The 25325-nt window shown below is 34.5% G+C and carries 28 protein-coding genes and 1 pseudogene; 7 read left to right on the forward strand and 22 right to left on the reverse strand.

Annotated elements, in window-relative coordinates; genetic code table 11:
• Positions 1–378 precede the first annotated feature (378 nt).
• From ACQV18_RS07415 to ACQV18_RS07425, 3 genes are read right to left on the reverse strand one after another with little or no spacing between them, the layout of a single operon-like run.
• The gene (locus tag ACQV18_RS07415) at positions 379–1722 is read right to left on the reverse strand and encodes a glucose-6-phosphate isomerase (protein WP_428874507.1); all 1344 of its coding nucleotides are present in this window, start codon (positions 1720–1722) and stop codon (positions 379–381) included.
• Positions 1723–1733: 11 nt separating this feature from the next.
• Complete coding sequence (locus ACQV18_RS07420; protein ID WP_428874509.1) at positions 1734–2129, reverse strand: CvfD/Ygs/GSP13 family RNA-binding post-transcriptional regulator; 396 nt, start codon at positions 2127–2129, stop codon at positions 1734–1736.
• A 22-nt stretch (positions 2130–2151) separates the two neighbouring features.
• Positions 2152–2739 (reverse strand): peptidylprolyl isomerase, encoded by a 588-nt coding sequence (locus tag ACQV18_RS07425; RefSeq protein ID WP_428874510.1) that lies wholly within the window; start codon positions 2737–2739, stop codon positions 2152–2154.
• Positions 2740–2863: 124 nt separating this feature from the next.
• Here ACQV18_RS07425 and ACQV18_RS07430 point away from each other — a divergent pair, with 124 nt between their 5' ends.
• Genes ACQV18_RS07430 through ACQV18_RS07440 form a run of 3 tightly spaced genes read left to right on the forward strand, consistent with a single transcriptional unit; the run spans position 2864 to position 4926 of the window.
• Positions 2864–3379, forward strand: coding sequence for a divergent PAP2 family protein (locus ACQV18_RS07430; RefSeq protein ID WP_428874511.1), 516 nt, complete (start codon positions 2864–2866; stop codon positions 3377–3379).
• 13 nt (positions 3380–3392) lie between these two features.
• Entirely contained in the window at positions 3393–4394 is a 1002-nt protein-coding gene (locus tag ACQV18_RS07435; protein ID WP_428875484.1) for an NAD(P)/FAD-dependent oxidoreductase, read from the forward strand.
• Positions 4387–4926: a phosphatidylglycerophosphatase A family protein gene (locus ACQV18_RS07440; protein WP_428874513.1), complete on the forward strand. Its 540-nt coding sequence runs from the start codon at positions 4387–4389 to the stop codon at positions 4924–4926. Before ACQV18_RS07435 ends, ACQV18_RS07440 begins: the two co-directional genes overlap by 8 nt.
• 38 nt (positions 4927–4964) lie before the next feature.
• Here ACQV18_RS07440 and ACQV18_RS07445 read toward each other — a convergent pair whose 3' ends face one another.
• The 3 genes from ACQV18_RS07445 to ACQV18_RS07455 all read right to left on the reverse strand — a co-directional run bounded on the left by ACQV18_RS07445 (position 4965) and on the right by ACQV18_RS07455 (position 7478).
• Positions 4965–5594 (reverse strand): TIGR01906 family membrane protein, encoded by a 630-nt coding sequence (locus tag ACQV18_RS07445; protein ID WP_428882412.1) that lies wholly within the window; start codon positions 5592–5594, stop codon positions 4965–4967.
• A 28-nt stretch (positions 5595–5622) separates the two neighbouring features.
• Positions 5623–6336: a YutD family protein gene (locus ACQV18_RS07450; RefSeq protein ID WP_428874515.1), complete on the reverse strand. Its 714-nt coding sequence runs from the start codon at positions 6334–6336 to the stop codon at positions 5623–5625.
• 518 nt (positions 6337–6854) lie between these two features.
• Positions 6855–7478, reverse strand: coding sequence for a hypothetical protein (locus tag ACQV18_RS07455; RefSeq protein WP_428874517.1), 624 nt, complete (start codon positions 7476–7478; stop codon positions 6855–6857).
• Positions 7479–7635: 157 nt separating this feature from the next.
• Here ACQV18_RS07455 and ACQV18_RS07460 point away from each other — a divergent pair, with 157 nt between their 5' ends.
• Positions 7636–8478, forward strand: coding sequence for a DegV family protein (locus ACQV18_RS07460; RefSeq protein ID WP_428874518.1), 843 nt, complete (start codon positions 7636–7638; stop codon positions 8476–8478).
• A 53-nt stretch (positions 8479–8531) separates the two neighbouring features.
• Here ACQV18_RS07460 and ACQV18_RS07465 read toward each other — a convergent pair whose 3' ends face one another.
• From ACQV18_RS07465 to ACQV18_RS07480, 4 genes are all read right to left on the reverse strand, one after another.
• Entirely contained in the window at positions 8532–9647 is a 1116-nt protein-coding gene (locus ACQV18_RS07465; protein ID WP_428874519.1) for an alpha/beta fold hydrolase, read from the reverse strand.
• 14 nt (positions 9648–9661) lie between these two features.
• Positions 9662–10432 carry a hypothetical protein gene (locus tag ACQV18_RS07470; protein ID WP_428874520.1) on the reverse strand — a complete coding sequence of 257 codons (771 nt, stop codon included), beginning with the start codon at positions 10430–10432 and terminating at the stop codon, positions 9662–9664.
• A 9-nt stretch (positions 10433–10441) separates the two neighbouring features.
• Positions 10442–11332, reverse strand: coding sequence for a polysaccharide deacetylase family protein (locus tag ACQV18_RS07475; protein WP_428874521.1), 891 nt, complete (start codon positions 11330–11332; stop codon positions 10442–10444).
• A 143-nt stretch (positions 11333–11475) separates the two neighbouring features.
• Positions 11476–11904: a MarR family winged helix-turn-helix transcriptional regulator gene (locus tag ACQV18_RS07480; protein ID WP_428874522.1), complete on the reverse strand. Its 429-nt coding sequence runs from the start codon at positions 11902–11904 to the stop codon at positions 11476–11478.
• A gap of 188 nt (positions 11905–12092) precedes the next feature.
• On the opposite strand from ACQV18_RS07480, the gene ACQV18_RS07485 reads away from it, so the two are divergent.
• Entirely contained in the window at positions 12093–12344 is a 252-nt protein-coding gene (locus ACQV18_RS07485; protein ID WP_428892866.1) for a hypothetical protein, read from the forward strand.
• Between the two features lie 36 nt (positions 12345–12380).
• Positions 12381–12611: pseudogene (locus tag ACQV18_RS07490) on the forward strand (N-acetyltransferase family protein); the annotation flags it as partial.
• A 124-nt stretch (positions 12612–12735) separates the two neighbouring features.
• On the opposite strand, the gene ACQV18_RS07495 reads toward ACQV18_RS07490, so the two are convergent.
• The 12 genes from ACQV18_RS07495 to ACQV18_RS07550 all read right to left on the reverse strand — a co-directional run bounded on the left by ACQV18_RS07495 (position 12736) and on the right by ACQV18_RS07550 (position 23362).
• On the reverse strand, positions 12736–13212 hold the full coding sequence (locus ACQV18_RS07495) for an S-ribosylhomocysteine lyase (RefSeq protein ID WP_428876612.1): 477 nt from the start codon (positions 13210–13212) through the stop codon (positions 12736–12738).
• 58 nt (positions 13213–13270) lie between these two features.
• A complete protein-coding gene (locus ACQV18_RS07500; RefSeq protein WP_428874322.1) occupies positions 13271–13570 on the reverse strand; it encodes a hypothetical protein in 300 nt (99 codons plus the stop codon).
• 46 nt (positions 13571–13616) lie between these two features.
• Positions 13617–16016 (reverse strand): DNA internalization-related competence protein ComEC/Rec2, encoded by a 2400-nt coding sequence (locus tag ACQV18_RS07505; protein ID WP_428892867.1) that lies wholly within the window; start codon positions 16014–16016, stop codon positions 13617–13619.
• On the reverse strand, positions 16013–16711 hold the full coding sequence (locus ACQV18_RS07510; RefSeq protein ID WP_428892868.1) for a helix-hairpin-helix domain-containing protein: 699 nt from the start codon (positions 16709–16711) through the stop codon (positions 16013–16015). The genes ACQV18_RS07505 and ACQV18_RS07510 overlap by 4 nt, the downstream gene beginning before the upstream one ends.
• A 114-nt stretch (positions 16712–16825) precedes the next feature.
• Complete coding sequence (gene coaD / locus ACQV18_RS07515; protein ID WP_428875366.1) at positions 16826–17311, reverse strand: pantetheine-phosphate adenylyltransferase; 486 nt, start codon at positions 17309–17311, stop codon at positions 16826–16828.
• Positions 17304–17885 (reverse strand): 16S rRNA (guanine(966)-N(2))-methyltransferase RsmD, encoded by a 582-nt coding sequence (gene rsmD / locus ACQV18_RS07520; protein WP_428874317.1) that lies wholly within the window; start codon positions 17883–17885, stop codon positions 17304–17306. Before rsmD ends, coaD begins: the two co-directional genes overlap by 8 nt.
• 5 nt (positions 17886–17890) lie before the next feature.
• Positions 17891–18247, reverse strand: coding sequence for a YlbG family protein (locus ACQV18_RS07525; protein ID WP_428874316.1), 357 nt, complete (start codon positions 18245–18247; stop codon positions 17891–17893).
• A complete protein-coding gene (locus ACQV18_RS07530) occupies positions 18247–19518 on the reverse strand; it encodes an FtsW/RodA/SpoVE family cell cycle protein (RefSeq protein WP_428874314.1) in 1272 nt (423 codons plus the stop codon). The genes ACQV18_RS07525 and ACQV18_RS07530 overlap by 1 nt, the downstream gene beginning before the upstream one ends.
• 198 nt (positions 19519–19716) lie before the next feature.
• Positions 19717–20319: a superoxide dismutase gene (locus ACQV18_RS07535; protein WP_428874313.1), complete on the reverse strand. Its 603-nt coding sequence runs from the start codon at positions 20317–20319 to the stop codon at positions 19717–19719.
• Positions 20320–20458: 139 nt separating this feature from the next.
• Complete coding sequence (typA, locus tag ACQV18_RS07540) at positions 20459–22288, reverse strand: translational GTPase TypA (protein ID WP_428874312.1); 1830 nt, start codon at positions 22286–22288, stop codon at positions 20459–20461.
• Between the two features lie 9 nt (positions 22289–22297).
• Positions 22298–23077, reverse strand: a complete 780-nt coding sequence (locus tag ACQV18_RS07545) for an inositol monophosphatase family protein (RefSeq protein ID WP_428875365.1) — start codon at positions 23075–23077, stop codon at positions 22298–22300.
• A gap of 9 nt (positions 23078–23086) precedes the next feature.
• Positions 23087–23362: a UPF0223 family protein gene (locus ACQV18_RS07550; protein ID WP_428875364.1), complete on the reverse strand. Its 276-nt coding sequence runs from the start codon at positions 23360–23362 to the stop codon at positions 23087–23089.
• Between the two features lie 535 nt (positions 23363–23897).
• Between ACQV18_RS07550 and ACQV18_RS07555 the strand changes: the two genes are divergently transcribed.
• A complete protein-coding gene (locus ACQV18_RS07555; protein WP_428892869.1) occupies positions 23898–25316 on the forward strand; it encodes a hypothetical protein in 1419 nt (472 codons plus the stop codon).
• The last annotated feature ends 9 nt before the right edge of the window (positions 25317–25325 follow it).

The following is a 25325-nucleotide window of genomic DNA, read 5'->3' on the forward strand; positions in this document are numbered from 1 at the left end:
AGTGACAACTTCTATATACTAGCATGGTTTAGATTTTTTGTCAAACCTTTTTGAAAAGTTTTTTAAACTTTTTTCGTTTCGGTCGTTCGTGACGACAAGAAATAATATAACATGAGTTGTTTGTTAATGTCAAATACTTTTCTAAGTTTTTTATTTTTAGCAACTCAAGATGCATTGCTCTTCGTTCGTGACGACAAGAATTAATATAGCATGGGTTGTTAGCTTAAGTCAATAGCTTTTTTAACTTTTTATAAATTTTTTGTGAATTCTTTTTTGTTCTTCAATTCTATCAATAACCTCTGATGAATAAAAATCATTTGAGACGATCTATAGTCCGACCATCTCAAATGTTTTAACTTTTATTATCGATTGATAATTCTATATTCTTTGACTAAGTTCCTTTGTTAATTCTTCATAACCATCTTTACCAAGTAAGGCAAACATATTACGTTTATAGGCTTCGACTCCCGGCTGATCAAATGGGTTGACACCATTAAGGTATCCAGAAATAGCGACTGCCATTTCAAAGAAATAAATCATTTGACCGAGGCTTTCTTCATTCATTGCTGGAATGTTAATAATAAGATTAGGTACCTCTCCGTCCGTATGGGCAATCATAGTTCCTTGATAAGCCATTTGGTTAACAGTTGACATTTTTTCTCCCTCTAAATATGAAAGACCGTCAACGTCTTCTTCTAATTGAGGGATTGTTAAATCTTTCCTAACTTTTTGGAAGTTTAATACCGTCTCAAATATATTTCGTTGGCCATCTTGAATAATTTGACCAATTGAATGTAGGTCTGTTGAAAAGTTAGCTGAACATGGGAAAATTCCTTTATGATCTTTTCCTTCAGACTCGCCAAATAACTGTTTCCACCATTCACCGAAAGCTTGTAAAGCTGGTTCATAGTTGATTAACAATTCATTGACCTTTCCTTTGCGATAGAAAATATTTCTTATAACAGCATACTGCATGGCTTGATTTTTTGCTAAATCCTCATTTAGATAAAGCTCTCTAGCAATTTTTGCCCCTTCAATCAGCCTTTCTATGCTTGCACCACTTACAGCAATCGGAAGCAAGCCCACTGGTGTTAAAACTGAGAAGCGCCCACCGATACCATCTGGGATTACAAAAGACTCATAATTATTTTGTTGGGCTTCTTTTTTTAATGCTCCTTTAGCTTGATCGGTTGTCGCATAAATTCTTTGATAAGCTTCTTTTTTTCCATATTTTTTGATTAGTTTTTCTTTTAAAACCCGAAAAGCAATTGCTGGTTCCGTAGTTGTTCCTGATTTAGAGATGATATTAATAGAGAAATCACGCTCTCCAATTACTTCTATTAAATCATTCAAGTAAGTGGATGATATGTTGTTACCAGCAAAAAGTATTTGAGGCAAACTTTTGCTTGGAGCCATCATATTATAAAAAGTATGGTTTAAAAAATCTATGGCTGCTTTAGCTCCTAAATAGGATCCGCCTATGCCGATTACTACTAATACTTCCGAGTTCTTTTGAATTTTTTGAGCTACTCCTTTAATTCGCTCTATTTCGGATTGGGGGAAATCAAGTGGCCAATCAATCCAATCCGTAAATTCAGAACCTGCCCCTGTTTTTTCTTTAAGTTCACGTAAAGAGGATTCTGCGAACCCACTTAAGTGCTCCATTTCTTTTTCTTGAAAAAAGTTCAAAGCCTTCGAATAATCAAAGCTAATTGTTTCCATTTATAAACCTCCTAAACTTCTATCTTGGTATTAAACTCATTTTCTTCAATAGAATGCATTGCTTGATCAATCCATTGTGGCATCTTATCTGCTATGGTCTTAAATCCTATGTCTGGTAAATTCCGTCTTTTTTTTCTTCGATTTCTAACAGGAAACAATGGGGTGTTAATTTTATCTAGTGCTCGCATGGATAAAGAAATTTTCTTACTGTATTCATCAATATCAATTACAACTACTTTAACTTTTTCTCCAATATTAATGAATTCATCTAAAGCCCCTACATATCCATGTTTACATTCGGAAATATGCACTAGACCCTGTTCTTCATCAGAAAGCTTTATAAAAATACCATAGTTCTGGATACCGGTTACTTCTCCTTCAATAATATCTCCTATTTTAAACTTCATATCGATTACCGTGCTTTCTCACTTATTTAGAAACGGTAACGGATTCAATCATCACATCTTCAACCGGTTTGTCTTGAGGCCCTGTTGTAACATTTTGGATAGCTAAAACATTCTCCATACCTCCAACGACTTGACCAAAGACAGTATGGCGTTGATCCAACCAAGGGGTTCCTCCTTTTTCTTCATAAGCCTTCACAACTTCATCAGGGAACCCTAAGTCTTTTAACTGTTGGAGCATATCAGCCGGTACATTTGGTGCAGTTACAATAAAAAATTGACTGCCATTTGTATTTGGTCCTGCATTAGCCATTGAAAGAGCTCCATAAAAGTTAAAAAGATGCATTGAAAATTCATCTTCAAAACTTTCTCCCCATTTGCTTTCACCACCCATGCCTGTTCCTGTTGGGTCTCCTCCTTGGATCATAAAATCTTTAATAACTCTATGGAAAATCACGCCATCATAGTAGCCTTCTTCAGCTAAAGTAATGAAGTTTTCGACTGTCCTGGGTGCTTGTTCTTTAAATAATGCTAATTCAATGTCACCCTTATTAGTATGTAAAACAACTTGACTTTGTATTTCCTCTGTCTTTAATTGTGGAAAATTATTCATTTTATCGCTCCTTATATCTATTTTCTCTATCATTTTACTCGAAAAAAAACTAAATTTATAGTTAAAGGGTCTTATTTTTGTTAAGATAGTTAGTGTTAAAAATAAAAAGAAGGATAAGGATGCTATGAATTACCCATTAATTGCTGCTTTTACCGCCATTTTTTTCGCGCAAATGATTAAATATCCAATTGCCTATTATTCAAAGCGAAGTCCTAAATTAGATATAATCACTTCTACTGGTGGCATGCCCTCATCGCATTCGGCTGCCGTCGCAAGTTTAATTGCCAGTCTTATATTTGAATACGGTTTTGCTTCAGCACACGTAGCCATAGCAACTGTATTCGGTGTTATTATCATGTTCGATTCTATGGGGGTCAGACGTCAAAGTGGTGAACAAGGCCTTGTAATTGATGCTATCGTTAAACGTCTCTCTCAATCAAATTATGAGGATATAAATGTTCAATCAATTAAAGAAAAACTAGAAGACTCTGAATTTGAAACTGAAATTATTGATAATTATCAAGACCTTATAGTTACTAAATACCTTGGACATAAACCAACAGAAGTATTTGCAGGTATTATTACAGGCGGATTTGTGGCAGTAGTCATGCGCTTAGTATTCCTTGCGTTTTTTTATTAGAAAGGCAGAAATTATGGAAAATATTTATGATATAACAATTATCGGTGCAGGCCCTGTAGGCCTTTATACCGCTTTCTTCGCTCATATGCGAAACGCAAAAGTAAAAATTATTGAGTCACTTGAGGAGGTGGGGGGGCAACCAAATCATCTTTATGGTGAAAAGTTGATTTTCGATATTCCTGCCTATCCTTCGATTAAGGGGAATATTTTGAGTCAAAAACTATTTGAACAGGTCAATCATTTTAAACCAGATATTTCTTTGGGAGAAGAAGTCTTAAATCTCTCTCCCAGAGAAGATGGCATCTATACAATTCAAACTAGTAAAGAAATTTATTACTCAAAGACCGTTATCATTGCAGCAGGTAATGGAGCTTTTCAACCCCGAAAGCTTGGAATGGATAATGCGAATCATTTCGAAAATCATTCCTTACATTATATTGTTAAAAAACCTGAACATTTTAAGCATCAGAGGATAGCAGTATGTGGAGGAGGAGACTCTGCAGTTGATTGGGCACTCACCCTAGAACCAATTGCTAAAGAAGTCTATTTAATACACCGACGTGAAAACTTTCGAGCTTTAGAAAGCTCAGTATCCAAATTACATGCCTCGTCTGTTAAAATTCTAACCCCCTATAAAATTTTAACCTTAGAGGGTAAAAATCACCAGCTCGAATCACTCAAGCTTCAGCAGGTGAAATCAAAAAAAATAGTAGAACTTTGCCTCGATCAATTAATTGTCAATTATGGCTTTTCTAATTCTTTAGGCCATATAAAAGATTGGGGACTCAAGCTTTCTCGCAACCAAATCAAAGTTTCATCATTAATGGAAACTAATTTGCCTGGTGTTTTCGCTGTTGGGGATATTGCTGACTATCCTGGTAAGGTAAAGATCATTGCAGCTGGATTTGGTGAAGCCTTATTAGCTGTTAATCAAGCCTTACACTTCATCGATCCTAATTATCGACCGTCGCCCTTACATTCATCAACTATTTTTGAAGGAGAGTTCAATGACTAAAGATTATATTCACTTAAAACACCTAGAATCCAGATCCTATGAATTGCTAGCTGAAAGAGGTGTTAGCATCGAAGAAATCGCTAAAATCGTCTACGATTTACAAAATACTTATGTTGAGACTTTAACTATGCAAGACTGCATTGATAATTTACATGCTGTGATGCAAAAACGAGAAGTTCAAAATGCTATTATAACTGGAATTGAATTAGATATTGCTGCTGAAAAAGGACTTTTGTCTCCACTTCTATGTGACTTATTAATGCGTGATGAGAGCCTCTATGGAATAGATGAAATTCTGACTCTATCAATCGTCAATGTTTATGGATCAATCGGTCTTACTAATTTCGGTTATTTAGATAAGCTTAAACCGGGCATTATTGGTAAACTAAATGATGAAAAAGATCAGCGGTGCAATACATTTATTGATGACATCGTGGGTGCCTTAGCCGCTGCCGCTGCAAGCCGAATTGCGCACGCACAACCACAAACTGATGAAATTTCCGTTCCTCCAAAAAAACCAAGTCATTTATAAGCTAAAAAAGATAAGCTCAGCAGCTGAGCTTATCTTTTTTATATTTTCTTTTTAATAAACAAATAAATAATTCCTAACAATAATTCATATAGCATAACGACAACAATTAGTAATAGAAAGAAGTAACTATCTGGAAGCACATTAATGACAGGATCTGTTAAAGGATCAAACAGCCATAAATCATTTTTAAAGAAAATTTGGTGAAAAAGAATAAAGATTTTATCAAAAGCGATAACTGCTAGAAATAATAAACCAATTGGCAACATGTAACTTAGCATCATATATATCTTAAGATAGGGATTACGTCTCCTCTGCTTGCGAATATTTATCAAAACAATCGCTAAAACAAAAATTAAAAACAAAGCTGCCATCATGGTTAGCTGGATTAAAACTTTAACTTCAGCAAAATGCTGAATCCCTCCGTCAGAAGAGGCAAAATCAGGCAATAGCATTTGACTTTCCATCGGATGGGTTAAGAAATCAACAATTGTTTGATAATTTTGATTTAATTGCTCACTCGTTAATCCAACTGTTTCATGCAATTTAAAATATTGATTAAAGATTCTATAAATAACTGGCGATAGAAAAACGGTCAATGAGATTGCCCCAGTTAAGGATGCTAGGCAAAATAAGCAAACTCTGGCAAAATTTTTAATGTGGTCAGTCAAACTATGGATCCTCGCTTTCTAATAAAGGCTAGTTGGGGCGTTTTTTTATAACGAAATCCTTCTTATGATTGATTCTGTTTGTCGGCTTATTCATCTTATTAGACCCGACAGTCAAATTGTTTTTACTTTCAGATTTACTTAGTGAGTGGCTTTTTTCATTTCTTCTCTTAATTTTAGGTGTAACAGTCTTAGAACGATGGCCGAGATTTTGAATTTTTCGATTCGTTCTTTTTTGATAGCTACGTCCCCGTGTGTTTTTATTTGAAGTTCTTGGATAAAGTGTCTTACTTTGAATGTTATTTATCTTGCCCGCCCTCAATCGATCTAATAAATGAGGATATTCAGCGATAGAGCTTTTTTTTCCAATAACAAAATACTTGGCGCCAAAATTACAATATTCATTGATATAATCCTCTAACGTTTCAATACGTTGATCGAAAGCCACTTTGGGTGTTCCGATTTGATAAAACCCTCTTAAGCGAAGCTGATTAAAAGCCCAATCACCAACAATATAATCATACTTAGCGAAGAGGTCTTGATAGCGATTATAGAAGGCTTCAAAGTCAAAAGCTTCTTGATGATTAATAATCAAATCGTATTCTTCGTCTTCAATCATTAAGGAACTGTCATTTAAAAATTTAATGTTTTTAATAACATCTTCATTTAATTCATCGCCCGTTAGGTCATCCAATAGTCGATCTATTTGTTTGTTAATTTTTAACTCTTTTGTTGAATCTGTCATAATTTACTCCTGTTCTAAAGGGAATTCTCCCTGAAAATAATCACTGATAATATGTCTTAAAATTAAGAAAAATAATCGTTAGTTTATCGTATTTCATTATAAACGGTAAAAAGGAAGATAGACACAGTCATCTAGACTGGCTAGACAATACATTTGTTCATTGTCTAGCATTTCATAATCTATTAGCCATCGATTAATCCATCGTTCATAGAAACACCTTTAAAGAACATTGTAGCAAAAAATATACCTCCAAATCCATTGCCAAAGAGTCCCCTACTTGCTAATGTAAACTTTTGATGATTCATTTATTCGGAAAGAAATCTTAATAGCTACCGCTTTGCTCAATACGCTTTCTTTGGTATTGATATAAACTACTCTGATATATCGCTTTTTCAGCTATCAATGCTATTTTATTAATAGATAAAACATGCAATTTAATTAACTATCCTTCTGCAGTTACATTTTTAACTCGTTATAAAAAGACCTCCTCTTAATAACAAAAGGAGGTTTTAAATGGACTATTTAAAAATACCTAAAAGTATATAAGCGACAATTAAGAATATTACACCAAATATAAGGTAAGTCATCCATTCTTTTTTTAGACGCGGAATTGGTTTTGCAATCACATAACCGGCAGCTAAGACTATCATAACAACCATGATAAGCACTGAAAAGACAGTTGCTGGTATAAGATAACTAAGTAAATAAAGTATCGGTAAGACAATAGCTACTGAAATTAAGGGAAGACCCAAATAGAAATTCTCTTCATCTATTTGATAAGCTTGAAATTCCAAGGGACGGTTAAAATGTGCTAAACGAATGGCTACAGCAGTTAAGTAGACTGCAATAGTAATCATACCTAATATTCCACCTTGAGTAGCTGTTAATAATAATCCAATTGGAATCAAACCAAAGGATAGAAAATCAGCTATAACCTCTAACTCTGTGGAAAAAGCTAGTTGTGCATCTGTTTGGTCAAATTGCTCAGAAATATCAATTGAATACTCATTAAGAATGGCTCCTATCATCATAGATATTAAACCATACTCAATTGCCCCTATATAGGCAAAGCCTAATCCTACAATCGAAAAAACTATTTGAACTAAGACGATTAAATTGGACCGATGTAGATCTCCTAACATAATCTTTCCTCCTCACATGAAATGTATGTCAACTCCTATTTTACCGATAATATGCTGTTTTTAGCAAGTGTTAAAATTAAACTTTCAATAAATTGAAACTGATTCTGAAATTAGTTATACTACTGATAATTAATTGACCATAATTGGGGGAAATATTATGCAGTGGAAAATAGTAACTGACTCTGGCGCGAGTATTCGTTCTGTCAAAGATATCAACGAGGAAATAGAGTTTGAAGTTGTTTCTTTAATACTGAATATCGATGAGCATACATATAAAGATAACAATCAAATGGATACCCAAACTCTAGTTAATAAAATGGAAAGTGGCCAACAGACTGGAACTGCTTGTCCAAGCCCTGAAAGTTATGCACAAACATTTGAGTCCAATCAAAATGTTTTATGTTTCACTTTATCTTCAGGTGTTTCAGGCTCTTACAATGCTGCTTGTTTAGGAAGAGAGTTAGCCTTAGAGAAAAGTCCTGATGCTAATATTAAAATCATCGACAGTCGATCGGCTGGAGCTGAAATCGACCTACTTATTACTCTTGCTGCAAGTATCATTAAAGAAGAGACTGATTTTGATTCGGTAGTGGCAAGAATTGAAAAAGAACATTTAAATACAAATGTCAATTTTTTGTTAGAATCTGTTGATAATCTAGTAAAAAATGGCCGAATATCTAAAATTGTTGGAAACATGATTGGATTACTAAATATACGTTTAATCGGAAAAAGAAGTTCTGAGGGTACAATTGAACTTGCTCAAAAAGCTAGAGGCCATCAAAAAGCAATGAAAAAACTTTGGGCAGAAATAAAAAGCAAGGGATTTAATGGAGGGAAAATATTTATTAACCATGTCCTAAACCCGGAAGCGAGCCAAGAACTTCAGTCAATGATTCTTGCAGAATTTCCACATGCAGAAATTAATATTTTACCTTCTTCTGGCTTATGCACTTTCTATGCTCAAAGAAATGGTCTAATTGTTGGCTACCAAACCAAATAATTCAAACAAAGAAGGCTGCCTTAAACATCCCTTAAGGCAGCCTTCTTTGTTTACTATATATTTTTATTAATAAAGTGAAGGATTTGACTCACTATCTTTCTCACTTGATCATCATGTCCTAAAAGAATCTCGTGCTCACTTGAAGGTACAAGGAAGTTTAATGAATTTGGAAGACAATTATAAAAATGGAAGATACCCTCTTTTTTTACAATCTTATCACTAGCTGCTCGGAAGATGAGACTTGGAAAAGTCATTTTCTTGATTTCTTTTTCTTGATGGATAGTTTGCAAAGCATCTAAAGATGCCTTCAACCAGTTAATAGAGCCTGACTTGGTAGGATAAAGATGAAGTTTTTTATTGAGTTCAAAAAAGAAGCGCCCTCTTACTTCAGAATTGGACAGCTGATTGGGTGTTCTGAAAACTAAATGGTCATCTATTCCTCCATTTGAATCTTCAGGTAAATAATTCTTACCCCGGCCGACTTTTTGCATCAAGCTAGCGCTCATATGCGCCAATTCCATTGGCATTCCCTTAGTATCAATCGCAAGCATTGGGGAGGATAAAATAAGACCATCTACTAAATCTGGCCATAATTGAGCAAAGCGAGAACTGACAGCCCCACCCATTGAGTGTCCAAATATAAAGAGAGGCTGTTCTTCTCCACCCAGTTCTTTAACCCTTTTTACTAGGCATTTTAAATCATTGATATAAACGTTAAAATCTATAATATCAATTTGGGTTTGGTTAGGTGATAATTTAGATTCCCCATGTCCTCGTGCATCATAAGTCAGTACTTGAATTCCTGATTGTAATAAATAATATACTAATTCTCGATATTTTTCTTTAAATTCATTAAAACCATGGACAATAAGGCAAGTTGCTTTGGCTGTTTCTAAAGCATAGAAGTCATAAGCTAAGTGATAAGCCCCTTGGTTAATTGATCCCTCTTGTCTTAAATTATCGATAAATGGGCTTAGTTTTTCATCCCAATTCTTCTCATATTCTTCTTCTTGCAACCAATCCATGGAATTTTCAATTTCAGCTAATTCAAGCAATCTTTCAGCATGACTAATCTTAGGAAGTGGATGCTTAAAATTTTGATGTAATTGAGAAGCTAGAGAAATACTTGCTAATGCAAGAGACCATCTAAGGTAATTGTTACTTTTCATATTATCCTCCCTATTTAAAGTTTCTGTGTGTCAAAGTTTAATACCACAACAATCCGCACATAGGACGAATCATCTAGACGAAAATCACTGGCTGAAGCTTTAGCAGATATAAATACCGACCGCATGTCAGAAAAATCTTCATTTTGTTCGAAAAAAGCTTTGGCTAAATATTGAGCGAATACTGCTTCATCTTTAGACCAAGTATCTAAATGAATATCATCAGACGAAATAAAAACCTCATATAAGTTTTCGCCAATCCGATATTGATTATTTTCAATCTCGTAAAAACGCTCGCGGAAATTTAGTCCCTCTTTAGTTTTAGAATCTAAATATACATAATTGTCTAACTCATCGAGTCTAAGTAGATTCCCATTTGACAAATATGGTGCTAGATAGACTGTTTGTTGTGGGAAATAAACTCTGTTAATTGCTTCTATAAATGACCTGTTTAGCTGACTTATATCTAACTGATTATTAAAAGAGTCTGCCATTTGCTGGCCTTTGATAAATCGAGGATGTGCTAAAACTGCTTGTGGATACTGGATGGGTTTTTTATTCCCTGGGTACGACTGAATCTGATTAATTATATCGGGAGAGTCTTCATCTGGAACTTTTTCAATTCCAATCAGTTCCTTAGATATTTTACTGAGTCTTTGATAAGTGGATAAACCTTCTTGAGACAAAGCTTGATCGATCATTTCTTCATGAAAGTGATAGATGGTGCTTAGTCCAAGTATTATAAATAAGAGTTTAAAATAAAAAGATAGAGGAAAATATTTTTTCACTCGATTCGCCTAGCTTTCTTTTTCAAAATTTGGTTTACGAATTAATAAAGGATCAACTATATGGTAACCTTGCTCACGATAACCGTCTACCATCCTCGAGATAGCACCATTAGTCCATGGACGATCATGCATAAGAATGTTTGCTCCTGCCCTTAAATAATCATTATTTAAAGACACTTCTAATAAAGCTTCACTTTCTAAATACTCATCCATCCAATCATATCCAAAATTCCAAGTCATTAATTGCATTTCTAGTTCTTGGCATATCTGATAGGTATCCATGTTAAACAAACCAAAAGGCGGGCGGAACCATCTTGGTTTTTCTCCTGTAATTTCTTCAACCAAATCACTTGTTTGTTTAATTTCTTGATACTGCTGGTCGTAGGTCATTTCTTTTAAGTTAGGATGATGCTGAGTATGATTACCGATTTCGAATCCCATATCATAAATTTGCTTGGTAATCTTTCTCCCCTTTTCCTCTGTTAAGAACATACCATTCACTAAGAAAATAGCATTTACATCCTTAGCTTTTAATTGTTGGGCAATTTCAAGTGCATAGGAATTCGGTCTTTGAGGCGCATCATCAAAGGTAAATAAAAGAACTTTATGATCACTACTATCGTATAAAGGAAATATTTCCGAAGAAATATCAGGGTTTTCTTGCATATAGTAGGCATAGCCATCCTCATCGACTTCCGCATAGTTAGAATAATCTGTCCAAGCTTGACGAGTACCATCCTTTTTTAAAGAACTTTCTTTAGTGGAATCTTCATCGTAAGTACTCTCTAGTATTTCTAATTCATCAAGCTGTACTTGTTTTGATTCTGTTTCTTCGTTTAAAGGCGCCTTTTGACAAGCGGATAAACAAAATAATAAAAGAATTAAAGCCGAGAATTTCATCAATAATTTGTCCTTTCTAAATCCGATTTGCCTTTTTAGTTTATCATAGAAAGAATTAAAGTTAAAAGCAAGACTATCCTAATACAAGCTACATTTAACAAAAAAGTCCCTAACTCACTAAAAGAGTTAGGGGATCAAGCAGGCTATTCATAGCGAGTTAACTTTTGTAATAAGCGTTTCATTTCGAGCACTTCATCTGTAGTGAATTCTTCAAAAACTTCTAACAAATGTTTACGGTGCTCAGGATAAATCTCATCCATCAACTTAGTACCTTCTGCTGTAATTTCAGCAAAAGTTACACGACGGTCATTTAAATCTGGCTTTCGTTCCACATAACCCTTATTACACAACTTATCAATCACGTAAGTGGTTGAAGAGGAAGCAATTAAAATTCGATTCCCAATTTGTTGAATTGGTTGAGGGCCACGATTATATAATAATTCTAATACAGCAAACTCCGTTACATTCATATCTGAATGATTCGCATCTTTTTTCACCAATTTCTCAAAGTAGGCATGTGCTCTCATCATACCAATATATGTTTTTAAAACTTCTGTATCTCGATCTAACATCTACTCTCACCTTCTTATCTTAAAATTTTTAATCTCGAAAGCGAAATAATTATATCTTATCTATTAAAATTAGTCAATCCATTCCAATAAAAATCTAAAAAAATGTGTTAAACGTAAATGATAATGTCTCAAGAGAACACAAATCAAAATGTCCCACTTCTGAGTTATACTTCCTTCAGGGGGATTAGATGGGAGTTTATTTAATAATGTTCGAACAAAGAATATATGCCGTCATTCAATCGGTTGCACAGGGCCGAAAATCAAAAGCCAGAGCCCAGGTGGAGCTCGGTTTAACACGTCGCTCAATTAGTCGACGACTAACTGTCTATAAAACCGATGGTAAATTAGGCTTTCAACATGGAAATGAAGTGATTGGCTTTGCTTACCTTAGTGGTTTTTATAAAGCCTTTTTGCCTCAGGCTACTTTACTTTCAATCTAGACAGCTGAAGGTTGTCCAGTAAAGGGGGGCGGTCATGAACTTTATACGGTGATAGTGTTGATGCTCTCTCAAACTAGTATCGAATACATCATTTCTACCATTGTCGCTGATAATTATCGCTCTCTAAGCTTTCATGAAAAAGAAGGCTTTAAACCTATGCTTACTTTCCCAAAATTAGTGCGCAAAGCTGAACGCTTTATTGATGTGATTTGGATGCGAAAAGCTATAAGAGCTGTTTCACCAAACCATTCAATATCCAGCAGTTGAATTCGACTTTGAAAGAGACCAATTAATTACTGATTAATTATATCACTACACAGTCAAATAAATAGCAGGTTTGTTGAAGTTTCATTTTAAACTCCATTATAAACCTGCATTTATTTTTGAAAAACTATTCGGGATAAGTAAAGCTTAAATCAGTCACTTTTTCAAGATTTTTTACATATCGCTTTGCTTGATATTTAGCCATTGGTAGGTTTTGATCGAGATAATTTCCACAATCTCTGGCAGTAGCACCAGGTATCTCCCCTTCAAAGTCTGCTGTGAATTTAAAGGTTTCTTTAATTAAATTCAAAACTTCTAGCCCTTCTAAGGCGTCCGTTAAAATTAAATAGAAGCCCGTACGACAGCCCATTGGTCCAAAATAAATGACTTCCTTTTTATATTTTTCGTGATTACGTAAAAAAGTTGCTGCTAAATGCTCAATTGTATGTATTTCTGCTGTATTCATTACGGGTTCAACATTTGGTGCTGTGAAACGTAAGTCATAAGTATGTAGTTTTCTTCCACCAATCTCATCTGTTCGAGACAAGTAGATACCGGGTTTTAAGATTAAATGATTGATGGTAAAACTTGGTATTTTTTCCAATAGAATTCCTCCTTTATATTGCTTCCAATGTAACGAAAGAAGAATTATCTGTCAATTTTTAGTTAAATAAAAAGTATATTAGAATAAAATGGATGATTAAACGCAAAAGATGATGACTTATATTAGCTTGTCGACTACTTACCAATCGATCGCGATAGAGCGTAATGGAAAGGGCTAGTAACAAGATAGAAATAGCAATGTCTAAAGGTTTCAAGCTTGACCATAAATTCATTAGGGTCAAAAGAAATAGCAAATCAATAACAGTCAACGTTATCTTTGAAATATTGAGCCCATTTTTTATTCCTAAAATGCCAGTTATAAACACTATAGATGCATAGATAAAGACTATTATGTTCATCACAAACCTCCCTTTACTTCAATTTTTTAAAATATATCATATATCGCTAATATAGTAAATGTGTATTTCTAATCTGTATATTTAAGTTCTCCTTGTTTATTGCTGTTCTAATTGACCAGCCATAAAAAGGTAAGTATGAAATTTCGATAGCACCGACATCTTGTGTATCTAAATAATTAAGGTGTCTTTTTTCTAATTTTTCAATTGTTTCACTATGAGGATGATTATAAGGATTGTCCTTCCCAGATGATATGAGCGCTAATTCTGGTTGCAGTTGGTCTAATAGATCTTCACTAGTAGAAGTTTTACTACCATGATGACCAATTTTTAAAACGTCTACTTTTTCACTTGAAAAAACTTGTAACAAAGATTTTTCTAGCTCAATTGGTAGATCTGCCATATTAAGAAATTTTTTATCGTCTATTACAAAAGAAGTGATTAGCGAAGAAGCATTACTAAAATCATCTTTAAGACTCGCAGGCATATCCAAACAAATTATCTCAATTTGATTGCCTCCTACCCTCACCTTAGTTCCCGGATTTAAGATGTGATGCTGGGTCTGATTAGGAATTTTATTTGCCATGGTTTGCCATATTGCTGACTCTTTAGTGAATTTTGAATAATACAGATGTTTTATTTCAATCTCTTGGATAAGTGTTATCAAATTACCAAGGTGGTCGATATCTGGATGAGTGATAATGACGCCTTCCAAACTAGCAATTCCTTGTGATTTTAAAGCTGGAATGACATTTTTTAAAGCAAATTGAGCATCCAATTTATTTTTCTCCTGGTAGCTAGCCATCTTCCCTCCGGTATCAACTAACCAAGCCTCTTTTGAAAAAGCCTTTTTATAGAGTAAAGCATCTCCTTGCCCTACATCTAAAACGATGATTCGCTCACGTGGATCAAGATAAGGATAAAATAATATTCCGATTGAATAACCGATAATTAAAGATTGCCAAGCTAATTTTGGGTTGCTTTTTAAATAATAAAACCAAATAATAGCTATACCAAGTAAAAAGATTGGTAAGAAAAAGTTTCCGTTTCCTAATAAGATTGTCCCGCTTTCTATAACAGAATGAAGCGAAAGGAATTCCCACATTCTTTGGAAGACATTAGATAGATAAGTAATGAACTTTAATAAAGCTGGATAGTACTGACTAACATATAATAAAATTGAAAAAGAGAACATGCTTGGCAAAATCCATCTTTCGAATATAGGCGTAAATAAAAGCACGACTGCTAGTTGTAAAAAATTAATGGTATAAGTACTTGAGAGTAAAAGGGGCCATGAAAATAAGAAACAAAATAAAGTTAGTTCACTTTTTTCTTGCCAAGTAGTTGAAAGGCTATCGACTATACTTCCTTGATAAAAATAAATCAGATACGACATTATGAATGATAAAAGAAAGGCTAAACTTTTTATATTGAAGGGATTAATAATTAGGAGGGTTATATAAATTACTGACAAAACATCTAAAGAAGAAAGTGGCCAATCAAACCTTTTGCGTAAATCATTAATTATAATAACCGACATAGAACGGATAACACCTATAGGCCAAGCTACTAACCATGCAAAAAAGGTTAAAAGTATAAAATTGATTTTTTTACTTACTAGAGGAGAAATACCTATTCTTAATAAGATAGCATTGAGAACTCTTCGGAGATAGTTGACATGAAAACCTGAGATTGAGAAAAAGTGTAAAATTCCTAAAGTCATAAAGGCCTGTTTATAATCTTGATAAACTGTGGAATTTAAATTGTAGAGTAATTTATTATGAATACTAACTAAAGGAATCTGACCACATTTTCTTATATAATGTGTTAACCTTGCTCTAACATTAGCAAGTAATACTAAGGGATGGTTGATTAAATTAGATTGATTCAATGAAATTTTTTTAATTTTCTTTACCTCCACCCCCCAAGCTATGCCTTTTCTTTTTAAGTAACTTTGATAGTTAAAAAGATCAAAATTGCGATTAGGCTCTACTTGCTTAATTTCGCCTTCTATTTCTAAACGATAGGAGCTAAGGGTTAAGTCAGGTAAATTTTCTTGCAAAGCTTCCTCATTCCAATAGGTCACTGTCACAGGGAAAGTTGTATCATTTTCGATAATTAAGAAGACTTCACCATAAAAAGCATTTTCACTTTGTTGGATTTGGTTTGGATTGATAGTTATAGTGGCTTCAATTTTTTCTTGGTCATTAAGCATAGAAAGTTGTTCTTGTAACTTGTTTTCTAAAAACCGATGCCTTACGAACACTAACAATAAAAAAAAGACAGCTAAAATGATTACGGCCTTATTATCACACTTAATAATTCGTATAAGGCTTAAACAAAATAGAATGAAGAAAGACAAGGTGGAATGTATAAGAAACAATAAAAACAAACTAATTAGCATAGCAATTAAAGTCCAGTGATAACGACAACTTGTCAATTTATTCATTGCTGAAGCCCTACTGTAATAAGGTCTTTTAATCCTTCAAAGGTTTTTGGACCGATGCCTGAAACTTGTAAAATATCTTCAGTGGCTTGAAAAGAACCATGGTCCTGGCGATACTGAATGATTTTTTGAGCTTTAGAAGGACCGATTTGTGGCAAAGTTTCTAATTCTGCTTGATCTGCTGTATTAATATTAATGAGTGTTTGCGTCTCCTCTTTATTAGAAGATCCTACCAACATTAACTCCTGGTTTAAGGCCGATGTTTTCTGCTCGGATTGCTCGTTTATGATCAGGGTATCCCATTCCGACTGACTATATACTGTAACCATCATCTGATCTTCTAACAGTAACGCTAAATTTAAGCTGTCTTGTGCCGCATCTTCAGTAAAACCTCCAGCCTTATCGATTAAATCAATTAAACGTGATCCTTGCTGTAATTGATAAACTCCTGGTTTCATAACCGCTCCCTTCAAATCTACATAAAGTTGTTTTAATACAGTGGTCTCATTTTCTTGACTGGTCATTTCCAATGCTAGTGAATGCTCTTCTGCTTGTAAATCAACAGTATCCCTTAATAAATTGTTTTGATTTAGCATCATAAAAACACATACACAAGCAACTAATATCAATAAAAATGGCTTATTTCTAATTTTTGCATAAACAGACGCTTTTTGACTTTCTTCAAAATAAGACTTCATGACTTTCCTCCTCACTTGACAATCTTAAATACAAGGAGAATTTCTTAAAGGCGCTTTTAAGACCCCCAGCATCAAAATACTGAGGGTCTTAAAATAAGCTTTGGTTATCTCTTTTTATTTTATCCTTTGAGCAAGTGCTTGGGCAACATTTGGAGGAACCATTTGCGAAATATCTCCACCAAAATAAGCGATTTCTTTGATTAAACTGGAGCTTAAATAGCGATAATTTTCATTCGCAAATAAAAGAACTGTTTCAAGGCCTGGGAGTTGGGTTCGATTAACAGTCGCAATATTCGCTTCATATTCAAAATCTTGTGCCGAGCGTACTCCCCGAATAAGGGAAATCGCCTTAACTTTTTGATAGTAATGAGCAATTAAGCCATCTTCTAAGTAATCAATTTTTACATTTTTAAATGCTGCTGTAGCCTCTTCGATTAAAAGCTTTCGCTCCTCAACTGTAAAGACGGTCTTTTTTGTGGTATTCACTGCAATTAATACGATTACTTCATCAAACAATTGACTGGATCGCTCAATCAAATCTAAGTGTCCATATGTTAAGGGGTCGAATGAACCAGGAAAAACACCTACCCTTTTACTCATACTCTTCGCTCTCCTCACCTTGGTATTGATATATTCGAATGACTGTAATCCCATATTTTTTATTTTTTAATTCAAGAAAATTAGGGATTTCTTTTACGGAATGCACTTCGTCAGCCTCAAGAACTATTAAGCAACTCGGATTTAGAAAATCATTTTTGATTAACCACTCTAAGTCTTGCTCAACTTGATTTTCAGCGTAAGGGGGATCAAGAAATACAAGGTCAAAGGCTCGTTGGTTTTTTAGACCCCAATCTAATAACTTTGTCCGGTTTTTGCCACTTAGAAGTACAAACTTTTCTTCTTCTTTTGTCATCTTTATATTTTCTTTAATCGTTAAAACGGCTCGCCGATCTTTCTCGCACATAACAGCTCCTGCCAGTCCTCTTGAAACAGACTCTATGGCCAAAGCTCCTGATCCCGCGTAAAAATCCAAACAATAGCCATCAATCGGTAATCGATTAGCCAAAAGGTTAAACATCGATTCTTTTATTTTATCGGTTGTAGGCCGTGTGTTTTTCCCGGGAACCGCCTTTAAAGGACGAGATCGATAACTTCCTGCAATGACTCGCATCATACCACCTACTTCTTATCTTTTGCTTCTGGGACGATTTCTTGGGCGAGATCTTTAAAGAATTCGTCAAAGGAAACCTCTTCTTCCTCTTCTGCTTTTAAATCAGGATCAATTCGATCCTTTATAGCATCTTTAAAAGTCATATCGATATCATCTCGGTATGAAACCTCTACTTCCCGCACAAAATTTAATTTACGCAAAGAAGATAAAGTTTCATCAAGCTGAGAATCATTCACGTACATGATGGCATATTTCAAGCGTTCACTTAAATAATGTACTGTGCCATATTTTCTTAATTGCTTCCATTGTTTAAGACTATATAACCATACAACAAGCGATTTTCTTTTTACTGCTTCAAATGTCATTAGCGTCCACCTTTCAAATTGGATACTTTTGAGCGATTAGTTGTTTGTCTCATCCGAGCTTCTTCACTGATGAATTTTTGAACAATGCCTATTATTATCAAATTGACTACCATGCTCGTCCCTCCATACGATATAAAGGGAAGTGTCACTCCAGTAAGGGGGATTAAACTTGTCAATCCTCCAATATTTACAAATGTTTGCGTAAAGATTAAAATAGCAAATCCCGTAATACAAATACGGTGAAACAATTTACTCATCATACTGGCTGTTCTGAGTAAGTAAAAAACTAAACCAAGTAATGTTAAGATTACAGCGCTTACCCCTAGCAATCCTGTCTCTTCTGCTATCACTGATAAAATAAAATCTGTATGAGCGGCAGGAAGCATTTCTTTTATTACTCCTTGACCTAAGCCCACACCGAAAAGGCCACCATTAGCGATTGCTTTATAGGATTGAATGACTTGATAGCCTGTCCCATGTTGATATTTAAACGGATCAATGAAAGATCCTAAACGTTCAAAAAAGTGCCTTCCAGTACCCACAAAATAGTCTGCAAAGTATATTGAAACAATATAGATAACTATAGTAACAACAATAAAAAATAACAGAGAAAGAATATTCTTCTTTCTTGATAAATTAAAAATCATAAACAGAGAATAAGCACAAAAACCAATAAGTACTGTTGTGCCTACATCAGGCTGAATTAAAACAAACATTGCCGATATTATCATTAAACCAAAGGGCAAAATGATATACCAAAAAGAAGACTTTTCTAGTGCTATCAGATAAGTTCTTTTAAAATAAACAGCCAGTCGACTACATGTGAGCACCATAGCTATTTTAAATAGCTCAGAAGGTTGAAAATTATATCCTCCAATATTGATCCAAGAAGATGCCCCTCCTCCTTCCTGACCGAAGAAAGTAGCATAAAAAATTAAAACCATTGTTAGAAAATTGAGTATATTAATTAAAAAGATGTTAGAAAACCATCCGTTTGGAACAAGCCGAACGAGTAAAATCATGCAAAAACCAATCAAAATTGAGAGGGCTTGCTTCTTCACCATGGCTAATGGATCTTGTGACATGGTAGAAGAAAAGACGGCTAACATGGAAAAAAGTAGTAAAACAATGACAATAAGACTTAGTAACTTATCGCCCTTTCCATATAGATCAAATTTTTTCTTAAAGCTTGTGATAAAACGCTCTTTATTCATTTCTTTAGAATCTACTTCTCTAGTTTTAGGAGTGATGTGAAAGACTTTGTTTTCCATAATTATTCCTCTCTAATTCGCTAAAAACATTATAGCATAAAGCATCAGTAGTGGGTATTTATGAAAATAAGATCGGGATTTACTCTGACTAGGAATTAAAAAAGCACTTACTTTTCTTAAGTTTAAAAACTTGGAAAGTAAGTGAAAACTAAATAGATAGTTTTAAAAATAATCATTATACTTATTTATTCATAAATATTATGCTGAAAAGCGTTCTGCAACTTTGTCCCAATTAATAATAGACCAGAAAGCTTTAACGTAGTCCGGACGTCTATTTTGATAGTTTAAGTAGTAAGCATGCTCCCAAACGTCTAAACCTAATAAAGGAGTTAAACCTTCAGTTAAAGGATTGTCTTGATTTGGAGTGCCTAAAACTTTTAGTTTGTCGCCATCTTTAACTAACCAACCCCAACCTGATCCAAATTGACCGGTTGCAGCTTTTGTAAATTCTTCTTGGAATTTTTCGAAAGACCCAAATTCTTCATCAATTTTCTTAGCTAAGTCTCCAGAAGGCTTGTTGTCTTCTTGAGGAGCTTGTAATGATTCCCAGAATAGCGAGTGGTTATAGTGGCCTCCACCATTGTTGCGAACAGCTGTTTGAATATCACTTGGAAGTGATTTTAAGCTCTTGATAATTTCTTCAATCGATTGGTCAGCATACTCAGTTCCCTCAACAGCTGCGTTTAATTTAGTAACATAACCATTGTGGTGTTTAGTATGGTGAATCTCCATGGTTTTTTGATCAATAGCGGGCTCTAAATTATCATATGCATAGGGTAATTCAGGTAATTTGAATGTCATTTTTACTCCTCCTAATTCTGTTATGATCTTTATCATAACATGCCACTATTGTCAGACAAAGAAATATGCTTATATATCTATTCACAAAGGCATTGAACCCAAAGATACTCTTTTATTATCTTCGAGTTCTATGTTTATATTATTTTTTATTTTTTTTCGCTTTTTCACGGGTTGATTTGTCTAGAATACGTTTGCGTAAACGGATTGCCATTGGTGTAATTTCACAATATTCATCATCTGCCATGAATTGTATAGCTTCTTCCAATGTCATTTTTTTAGTGGATTTAATCACAGCTGTTTGGTCTTTGTTAGCTGAACGGACATTCGTTAATTGTTTTGCTTTAGTGATATTAACCGTCAAATCATTCTCACGATTATGTTCGCCAACAATCATTCCTTCATATACCTCCGTACCAGGTTCAACAAAAATCGTTCCACGATCCTCAAGATTCATAATTGAATATGTGGTTGCTTGACCGCTATCGATGGAAACTAAGGTTCCGTTACGACGCTGACCAAGTTCTACATTAATCACCGGACGGTACTCATCATAAGTATGGTTCATAATGCCATATCCCCTTGTTAAAGACATAAATTCGGTTGAGAAACCAATTAAACCACGAGCTGGAATTGAAAAGACCAGACGAATCTGTCCATTGCCAGAGTGAACCATATCTGCCATTTCACCCCGACGATTACTGATAGCCTCGATAATGCCCCCCATGTATTCTTCCGGGGTATCGATTTGAAGACGTTCAAATGGTTCTGACTTAACGCCATCGATTTCTCTTATAATCACTTGCGGACGTGAGACTTGGAATTCATAGCCTTGACGTCGCATATTTTCGATTAAGATCGATAAATGTAACTCCCCACGTCCAGCCACCTTGAAAGTATCTGGCGAGTCTGTTGGCGTAACATTTAAAGAAACGTCTGTATGCAATTCCTGCATCAAACGATCTTCCAAATTACGCGCAGTAACATACTTCCCTTCACGGCCAGCGAATGGAGAATTATTGGTTAAGAAGTTCATTTCTAGAGTTGGCTCATCGATATGAAGCAATGGCATAGCCTCTGGATTATCAACTGAAGCAATCGTTTCTCCTACATAAATATCATCCATTCCAGAAATTGCAATTAAGTCTCCGGCCATCGCTTCTTTAATTTCAATTCGGTCTAATCCAAGAAAACCATATAATTTTGTCACCCGGAAATTCTTCTTAGAGCCATCAATCTTAATAACCGTTACCGCATCCCCAACTTTGATCTTGCCACGGAAAACGCGACCGATTCCAATTCTGCCGACAAAGTCATTGTAATCAAGCATGGTGACTTGACACTGCAGTGGGTCATCTGAATTATCAATTGGTGCTGGAATATGTTCAATTACTGATTCAAAAATTGGATCCATGGTATTTTCTTGGTCTTGCAAATCACTAGAAAGCGAAGAAGTCCCATTAATAGCTGAAGCATAAACAACTGGGAACTCTAATTGATCATCATCTGCGCCTAATTCAATCAATAGGTTAAGCACTTCATCAACAACTACCTCCGGACGAGCCGATGGCTTATCAATTTTATTAACAACCACTAAAGGAGTCTTACCTTCTTCTAAGGCTTTCTTCAACACAAAGCGTGTTTGAGGCATAGTACCTTCATAAGCATCTACTACCAAGATAACGCCATCAACCATTTTCATAATACGTTCTACTTCACCACCGAAGTCTGCGTGTCCAGGCGTATCCATGATATTGATCCGTGTTCCCTTGTAATTTACAGCTGTATTTTTAGCTAAGATGGTAATGCCACGTTCTCTTTCAATATCATTGCGATCCATTGCACGATCGTCTATCTGAGCTCTAGCATCTAAAGTATCCGATTGCTTAAGGAGCTCATTAACCAAAGTGGTTTTACCATGGTCAACGTGGGCAATGATTGCAATATTTCTTATGTCATTTCTTATTTTCATTAAATTCTCCTAATTTTCTTTTGAATTAATTATCTGTAATACTTCCTCATAAACTGCAGCGTTAGAGAAGAGACCAGGATTCGCTGTTAAAAGGTTCAGATCCTGTCCGTTAGGTTGACTATACTTAAAACCTAAAGATTCTAAAATTGCTACTCCCGCTGCAAAATCCCACGGCATTAAACGACTTGCTAAATAAAAAGCGGATTCCCCTCTAATAACGGAAATCATTTCATAAGCTGCACAACCATAAGACCTTGAACCCAGAGATGCATGTAATAATGCTTGACTATTAAATTGGTTTTCAACTAAAATGTGGGCGTTTGTCACCATAAGCCCTTGCTCTAACGAATTAATTTCTAATGGTATCAGAGGACGATCATTCAAAAAAGCGCCTTGACCGACAAACCCATAATAAAGATCGCCTTGCATTACATCATAGATATAGCCCGCTAGCGGCCGACCGTCTTTATATATACCAATCATGACGCCAAAAAAACGCCCTTGCTTGACAAAATTCAAAGTTCCATCAATCGGGTCAATTATCCATAAGACTCCATGAGTCTCTTTAATCGAATGTCCCTTTCCTTCTTCGCCTAATACACGATGGTCGGGATAGTAAGTGTTAATTTGTTGGGTAAAATAGGCTTCTACTTCTTTATCCATCCGTGTGACTAAATCACTTGCGTTCGTTTTTTCTTCAACCATTAAATTGGTATTCAAGGAAGCGATCAACGAGTCCCCAGCTGTTTTTAACCAAGATATTACACGTTGATGTAATTGAAAATCCATAGTGACCTCCTAAGGCATTTTTAACGTTTGGGAATCTTTCAATGTTTTAGCTTTTTGCATGCATCGATAGATAGAGTATCCCGAAGCCGCTTGAAATTCACGATCAATTTGTTTTTCTTCACTTATCGAATTGACAATTTCTTTAAATGCTCGATACTTATCTTTAATCCGTTCTACTCTAATTCCTCTTTCATAGGCGGACTCAACCCCTGCTAAAAAATCAACAACGATCGTAATTTCTTGACTTGACCAATCTTCATTTAATGGATAGGAATAACTAGACATCTTATTACACCTCCAACAAATTCATTTCGGTTAATACTAATATAACGCATTTTTACGCAAATGAAAAAGTATTTCGAATATAAAACGTTTTCTTAATAAGATACATTGTTCTACTCAATCAAAAAGCGGATCCTAGTCAATAGAGCATACTAATTACCGTCAAAAACTCCTCACATTCAATATTTTGAACGCCTCAAATATAAAATGTTAAAAATAGTGTTTTATTTGCAACGTATCTTTTTATCTTTCATTCATGGATCTGTTTCTTGCTTGTTTAGAAAGGCATAATACTCCGGTGAAAGAGTTTTGGTAAACTCTCTTTCCACTTTCGGGACTACTTTGAGCGTTAAGCATACTTTTCTTATTGTCAGCCCACTTTTATAATAATTAATGAGGGGCTAGAAAGTAACTTGGAAATTCGGTAAAATTTTGTTAGAGAACGATTAACTTTTCCAAGGCCCTTTGATAGTTGTAAAGTGCTTTCGATCATTTGTTAACTCTTAATGGCTGATTATAACTCAGAGGAAGGTATCCTATGAAAAAAATATATATTACCTTATCAAATTTAATCATGTTACTACTAGTGATAAACGTTATGAATTTTTCCGCTGAGATCGTTACTTTTTCGCAGTATCCAGGGGTTCAAATCATAAATTTTGATCAAAATATTCAGCGGGATGAATTTGAAGCCGCATTACATGATTTTGCACAACAACATGAAATTCTCGTGGGCCGAAGAATAGTAGAACCAAATGAATCTGGCCAGACAAATTTTACTTATGCCCTTTATGGTGATAAAAAATTGCCCGCTAAAATAGTTAAAGCCACTAACGAGAGTATTCAAAATAGTGATTTAGCAGCAAGTTACTTAGTTTTCGAAGGAGCTTCCTCTCAATCTATCCTGAAGGAATATTTTGAACAATATGGAGCAAAAACTATCGTTATTCCTGCGACGAGTCCTTTTCAATATGCAAAGAACTTGTACTTAAATCCCTCCGTCATCATCACGCTAGCAATTCTGCTGCTGACTTATTTTTCACTGTCTTTAATACAAATTATAAAAAAAGCAAAAGTAATAGGCATCAAAAGAATTTCAGGTGCAACTACAAAGACAATCTATCACCAATTGATATCTCAGGATATACGCTATGTTATTATGATGATATTTATTACAACCTGTCTTTCAGGCCTTTTGTTAAAAATAAACGGACATTCAACGTGGTATCTTTTTAGCATAACATTTTATTCTTTACTAATCTTTAATAGCATCATTTTGTTTTTAAATCTTTGTTTGAGTCTAATACTTTATATCTATACTGATCAATACAGGCTTTTTTCAATTATAAAAGGAAAATTACCTTATCGTTTTCTGCTAATTTTCATGCTATTCGGTCAAGTGTTTTCTGTATTTATTTTAGGCTATACGATCGATCAATCTTTAACCCTTGCGGATTCACTACATACTCTCCGGAAAGCTTCTAATAAATGGGAAGGTAATGCTGAGTTATTTGATATTAAATTTGGGCTAGCGCCGTTGATGAATTCTTCTAAACATAACAAACAATCCTTCAAAAAATGGTATTCTTTTACCCAAGAAGCATTAAATGAACAGGATGCTTTCTTTATAAAAGTACAAAATAATGGTTTGGAAGTAAATGAATTTTCTGATCCTGCTCCAATTCAAGATGCTAACCTATTTAATAAAGTAATTTTTGTAAGTCCGAATTATGTCAAGAGAGAAAAATTTGATTTATCTGAAGAAAGAATTGAAAGATTTAATCATTTAAGTCTAGGAGAATTTGGTCTTATTATTCCAAGAGAACTTCAAGATTCAAAAAATCAAATTGAAAATTACTTTATGGATTATTTAACAACGTTCAGTCGTGAAGGAGTCGAAAACGATTCTAAAATATTATATGATGTAAAGCCGATTACTTTTTTTCTGATCGTTTGAATTCCGTGT

This window comes from Facklamia sp. P9177, assembly GCF_050409585.1.
Lineage (GTDB): Bacteria > Bacillota > Bacilli > Lactobacillales > Aerococcaceae > Facklamia.

Excerpts from the sequence above, each read along its gene's own strand:
- ACQV18_RS07475 (WP_428874521.1), bottom strand. The coding sequence starts at position 11,332 with ATGAAATTCTCGGCTTTAATTCTTTTATTATTTTGTTTATCCGCTTGT.
- ACQV18_RS07425 (WP_428874510.1), bottom strand. The coding sequence starts at position 2,739 with ATGAATAATTTTCCACAATTAAAGACAGAGGAAATACAAAGTCAAGTT.
- ACQV18_RS07525 (WP_428874316.1), bottom strand. The coding sequence starts at position 18,247 with ATGACATTTGAAGCAGTAAAAAGAAAATCGCTTGTTGTATGGTTATAT.
- ACQV18_RS07485 (WP_428892866.1), top strand. The coding sequence starts at position 12,093 with ATGGGAGTTTATTTAATAATGTTCGAACAAAGAATATATGCCGTCATT.
- ACQV18_RS07450 (WP_428874515.1), bottom strand. The coding sequence starts at position 6,336 with ATGACAGATTCAACAAAAGAGTTAAAAATTAACAAACAAATAGATCGA.
- ACQV18_RS07535 (WP_428874313.1), bottom strand. The coding sequence starts at position 20,319 with ATGACATTCAAATTACCTGAATTACCCTATGCATATGATAATTTAGAG.
- ACQV18_RS07440 (WP_428874513.1), top strand. The coding sequence starts at position 4,387 with ATGACTAAAGATTATATTCACTTAAAACACCTAGAATCCAGATCCTAT.
- ACQV18_RS07550 (WP_428875364.1), bottom strand. The coding sequence starts at position 23,362 with ATGTCTAGTTATTCCTATCCATTAAATGAAGATTGGTCAAGTCAAGAA.
- ACQV18_RS07510 (WP_428892868.1), bottom strand. The coding sequence starts at position 16,711 with ATGAAGTCTTATTTTGAAGAAAGTCAAAAAGCGTCTGTTTATGCAAAA.
- ACQV18_RS07420 (WP_428874509.1), bottom strand. The coding sequence starts at position 2,129 with ATGAAGTTTAAAATAGGAGATATTATTGAAGGAGAAGTAACCGGTATC.
- ACQV18_RS07415 (WP_428874507.1), bottom strand. The coding sequence starts at position 1,722 with ATGGAAACAATTAGCTTTGATTATTCGAAGGCTTTGAACTTTTTTCAA.
- ACQV18_RS07435 (WP_428875484.1), top strand. The coding sequence starts at position 3,393 with ATGGAAAATATTTATGATATAACAATTATCGGTGCAGGCCCTGTAGGC.
- ACQV18_RS07505 (WP_428892867.1), bottom strand. The coding sequence starts at position 16,016 with ATGAATAAATTGACAAGTTGTCGTTATCACTGGACTTTAATTGCTATG.
- ACQV18_RS07500 (WP_428874322.1), bottom strand. The coding sequence starts at position 13,570 with ATGAACATAATAGTCTTTATCTATGCATCTATAGTGTTTATAACTGGC.
- ACQV18_RS07430 (WP_428874511.1), top strand. The coding sequence starts at position 2,864 with ATGAATTACCCATTAATTGCTGCTTTTACCGCCATTTTTTTCGCGCAA.
- ACQV18_RS07455 (WP_428874517.1), bottom strand. The coding sequence starts at position 7,478 with ATGTTAGGAGATCTACATCGGTCCAATTTAATCGTCTTAGTTCAAATA.
- ACQV18_RS07545 (WP_428875365.1), bottom strand. The coding sequence starts at position 23,077 with ATGGATTTTCAATTACATCAACGTGTAATATCTTGGTTAAAAACAGCT.
- rsmD (WP_428874317.1), bottom strand. The coding sequence starts at position 17,885 with ATGATGCGAGTCATTGCAGGAAGTTATCGATCTCGTCCTTTAAAGGCG.
- ACQV18_RS07530 (WP_428874314.1), bottom strand. The coding sequence starts at position 19,518 with ATGGAAAACAAAGTCTTTCACATCACTCCTAAAACTAGAGAAGTAGAT.
- typA (WP_428874312.1), bottom strand. The coding sequence starts at position 22,288 with ATGAAAATAAGAAATGACATAAGAAATATTGCAATCATTGCCCACGTT.
- ACQV18_RS07555 (WP_428892869.1), top strand. The coding sequence starts at position 23,898 with ATGAAAAAAATATATATTACCTTATCAAATTTAATCATGTTACTACTA.
- coaD (WP_428875366.1), bottom strand. The coding sequence starts at position 17,311 with ATGAGTAAAAGGGTAGGTGTTTTTCCTGGTTCATTCGACCCCTTAACA.
- ACQV18_RS07460 (WP_428874518.1), top strand. The coding sequence starts at position 7,636 with ATGCAGTGGAAAATAGTAACTGACTCTGGCGCGAGTATTCGTTCTGTC.
- ACQV18_RS07480 (WP_428874522.1), bottom strand. The coding sequence starts at position 11,904 with ATGTTAGATCGAGATACAGAAGTTTTAAAAACATATATTGGTATGATG.
- ACQV18_RS07465 (WP_428874519.1), bottom strand. The coding sequence starts at position 9,647 with ATGAAAAGTAACAATTACCTTAGATGGTCTCTTGCATTAGCAAGTATT.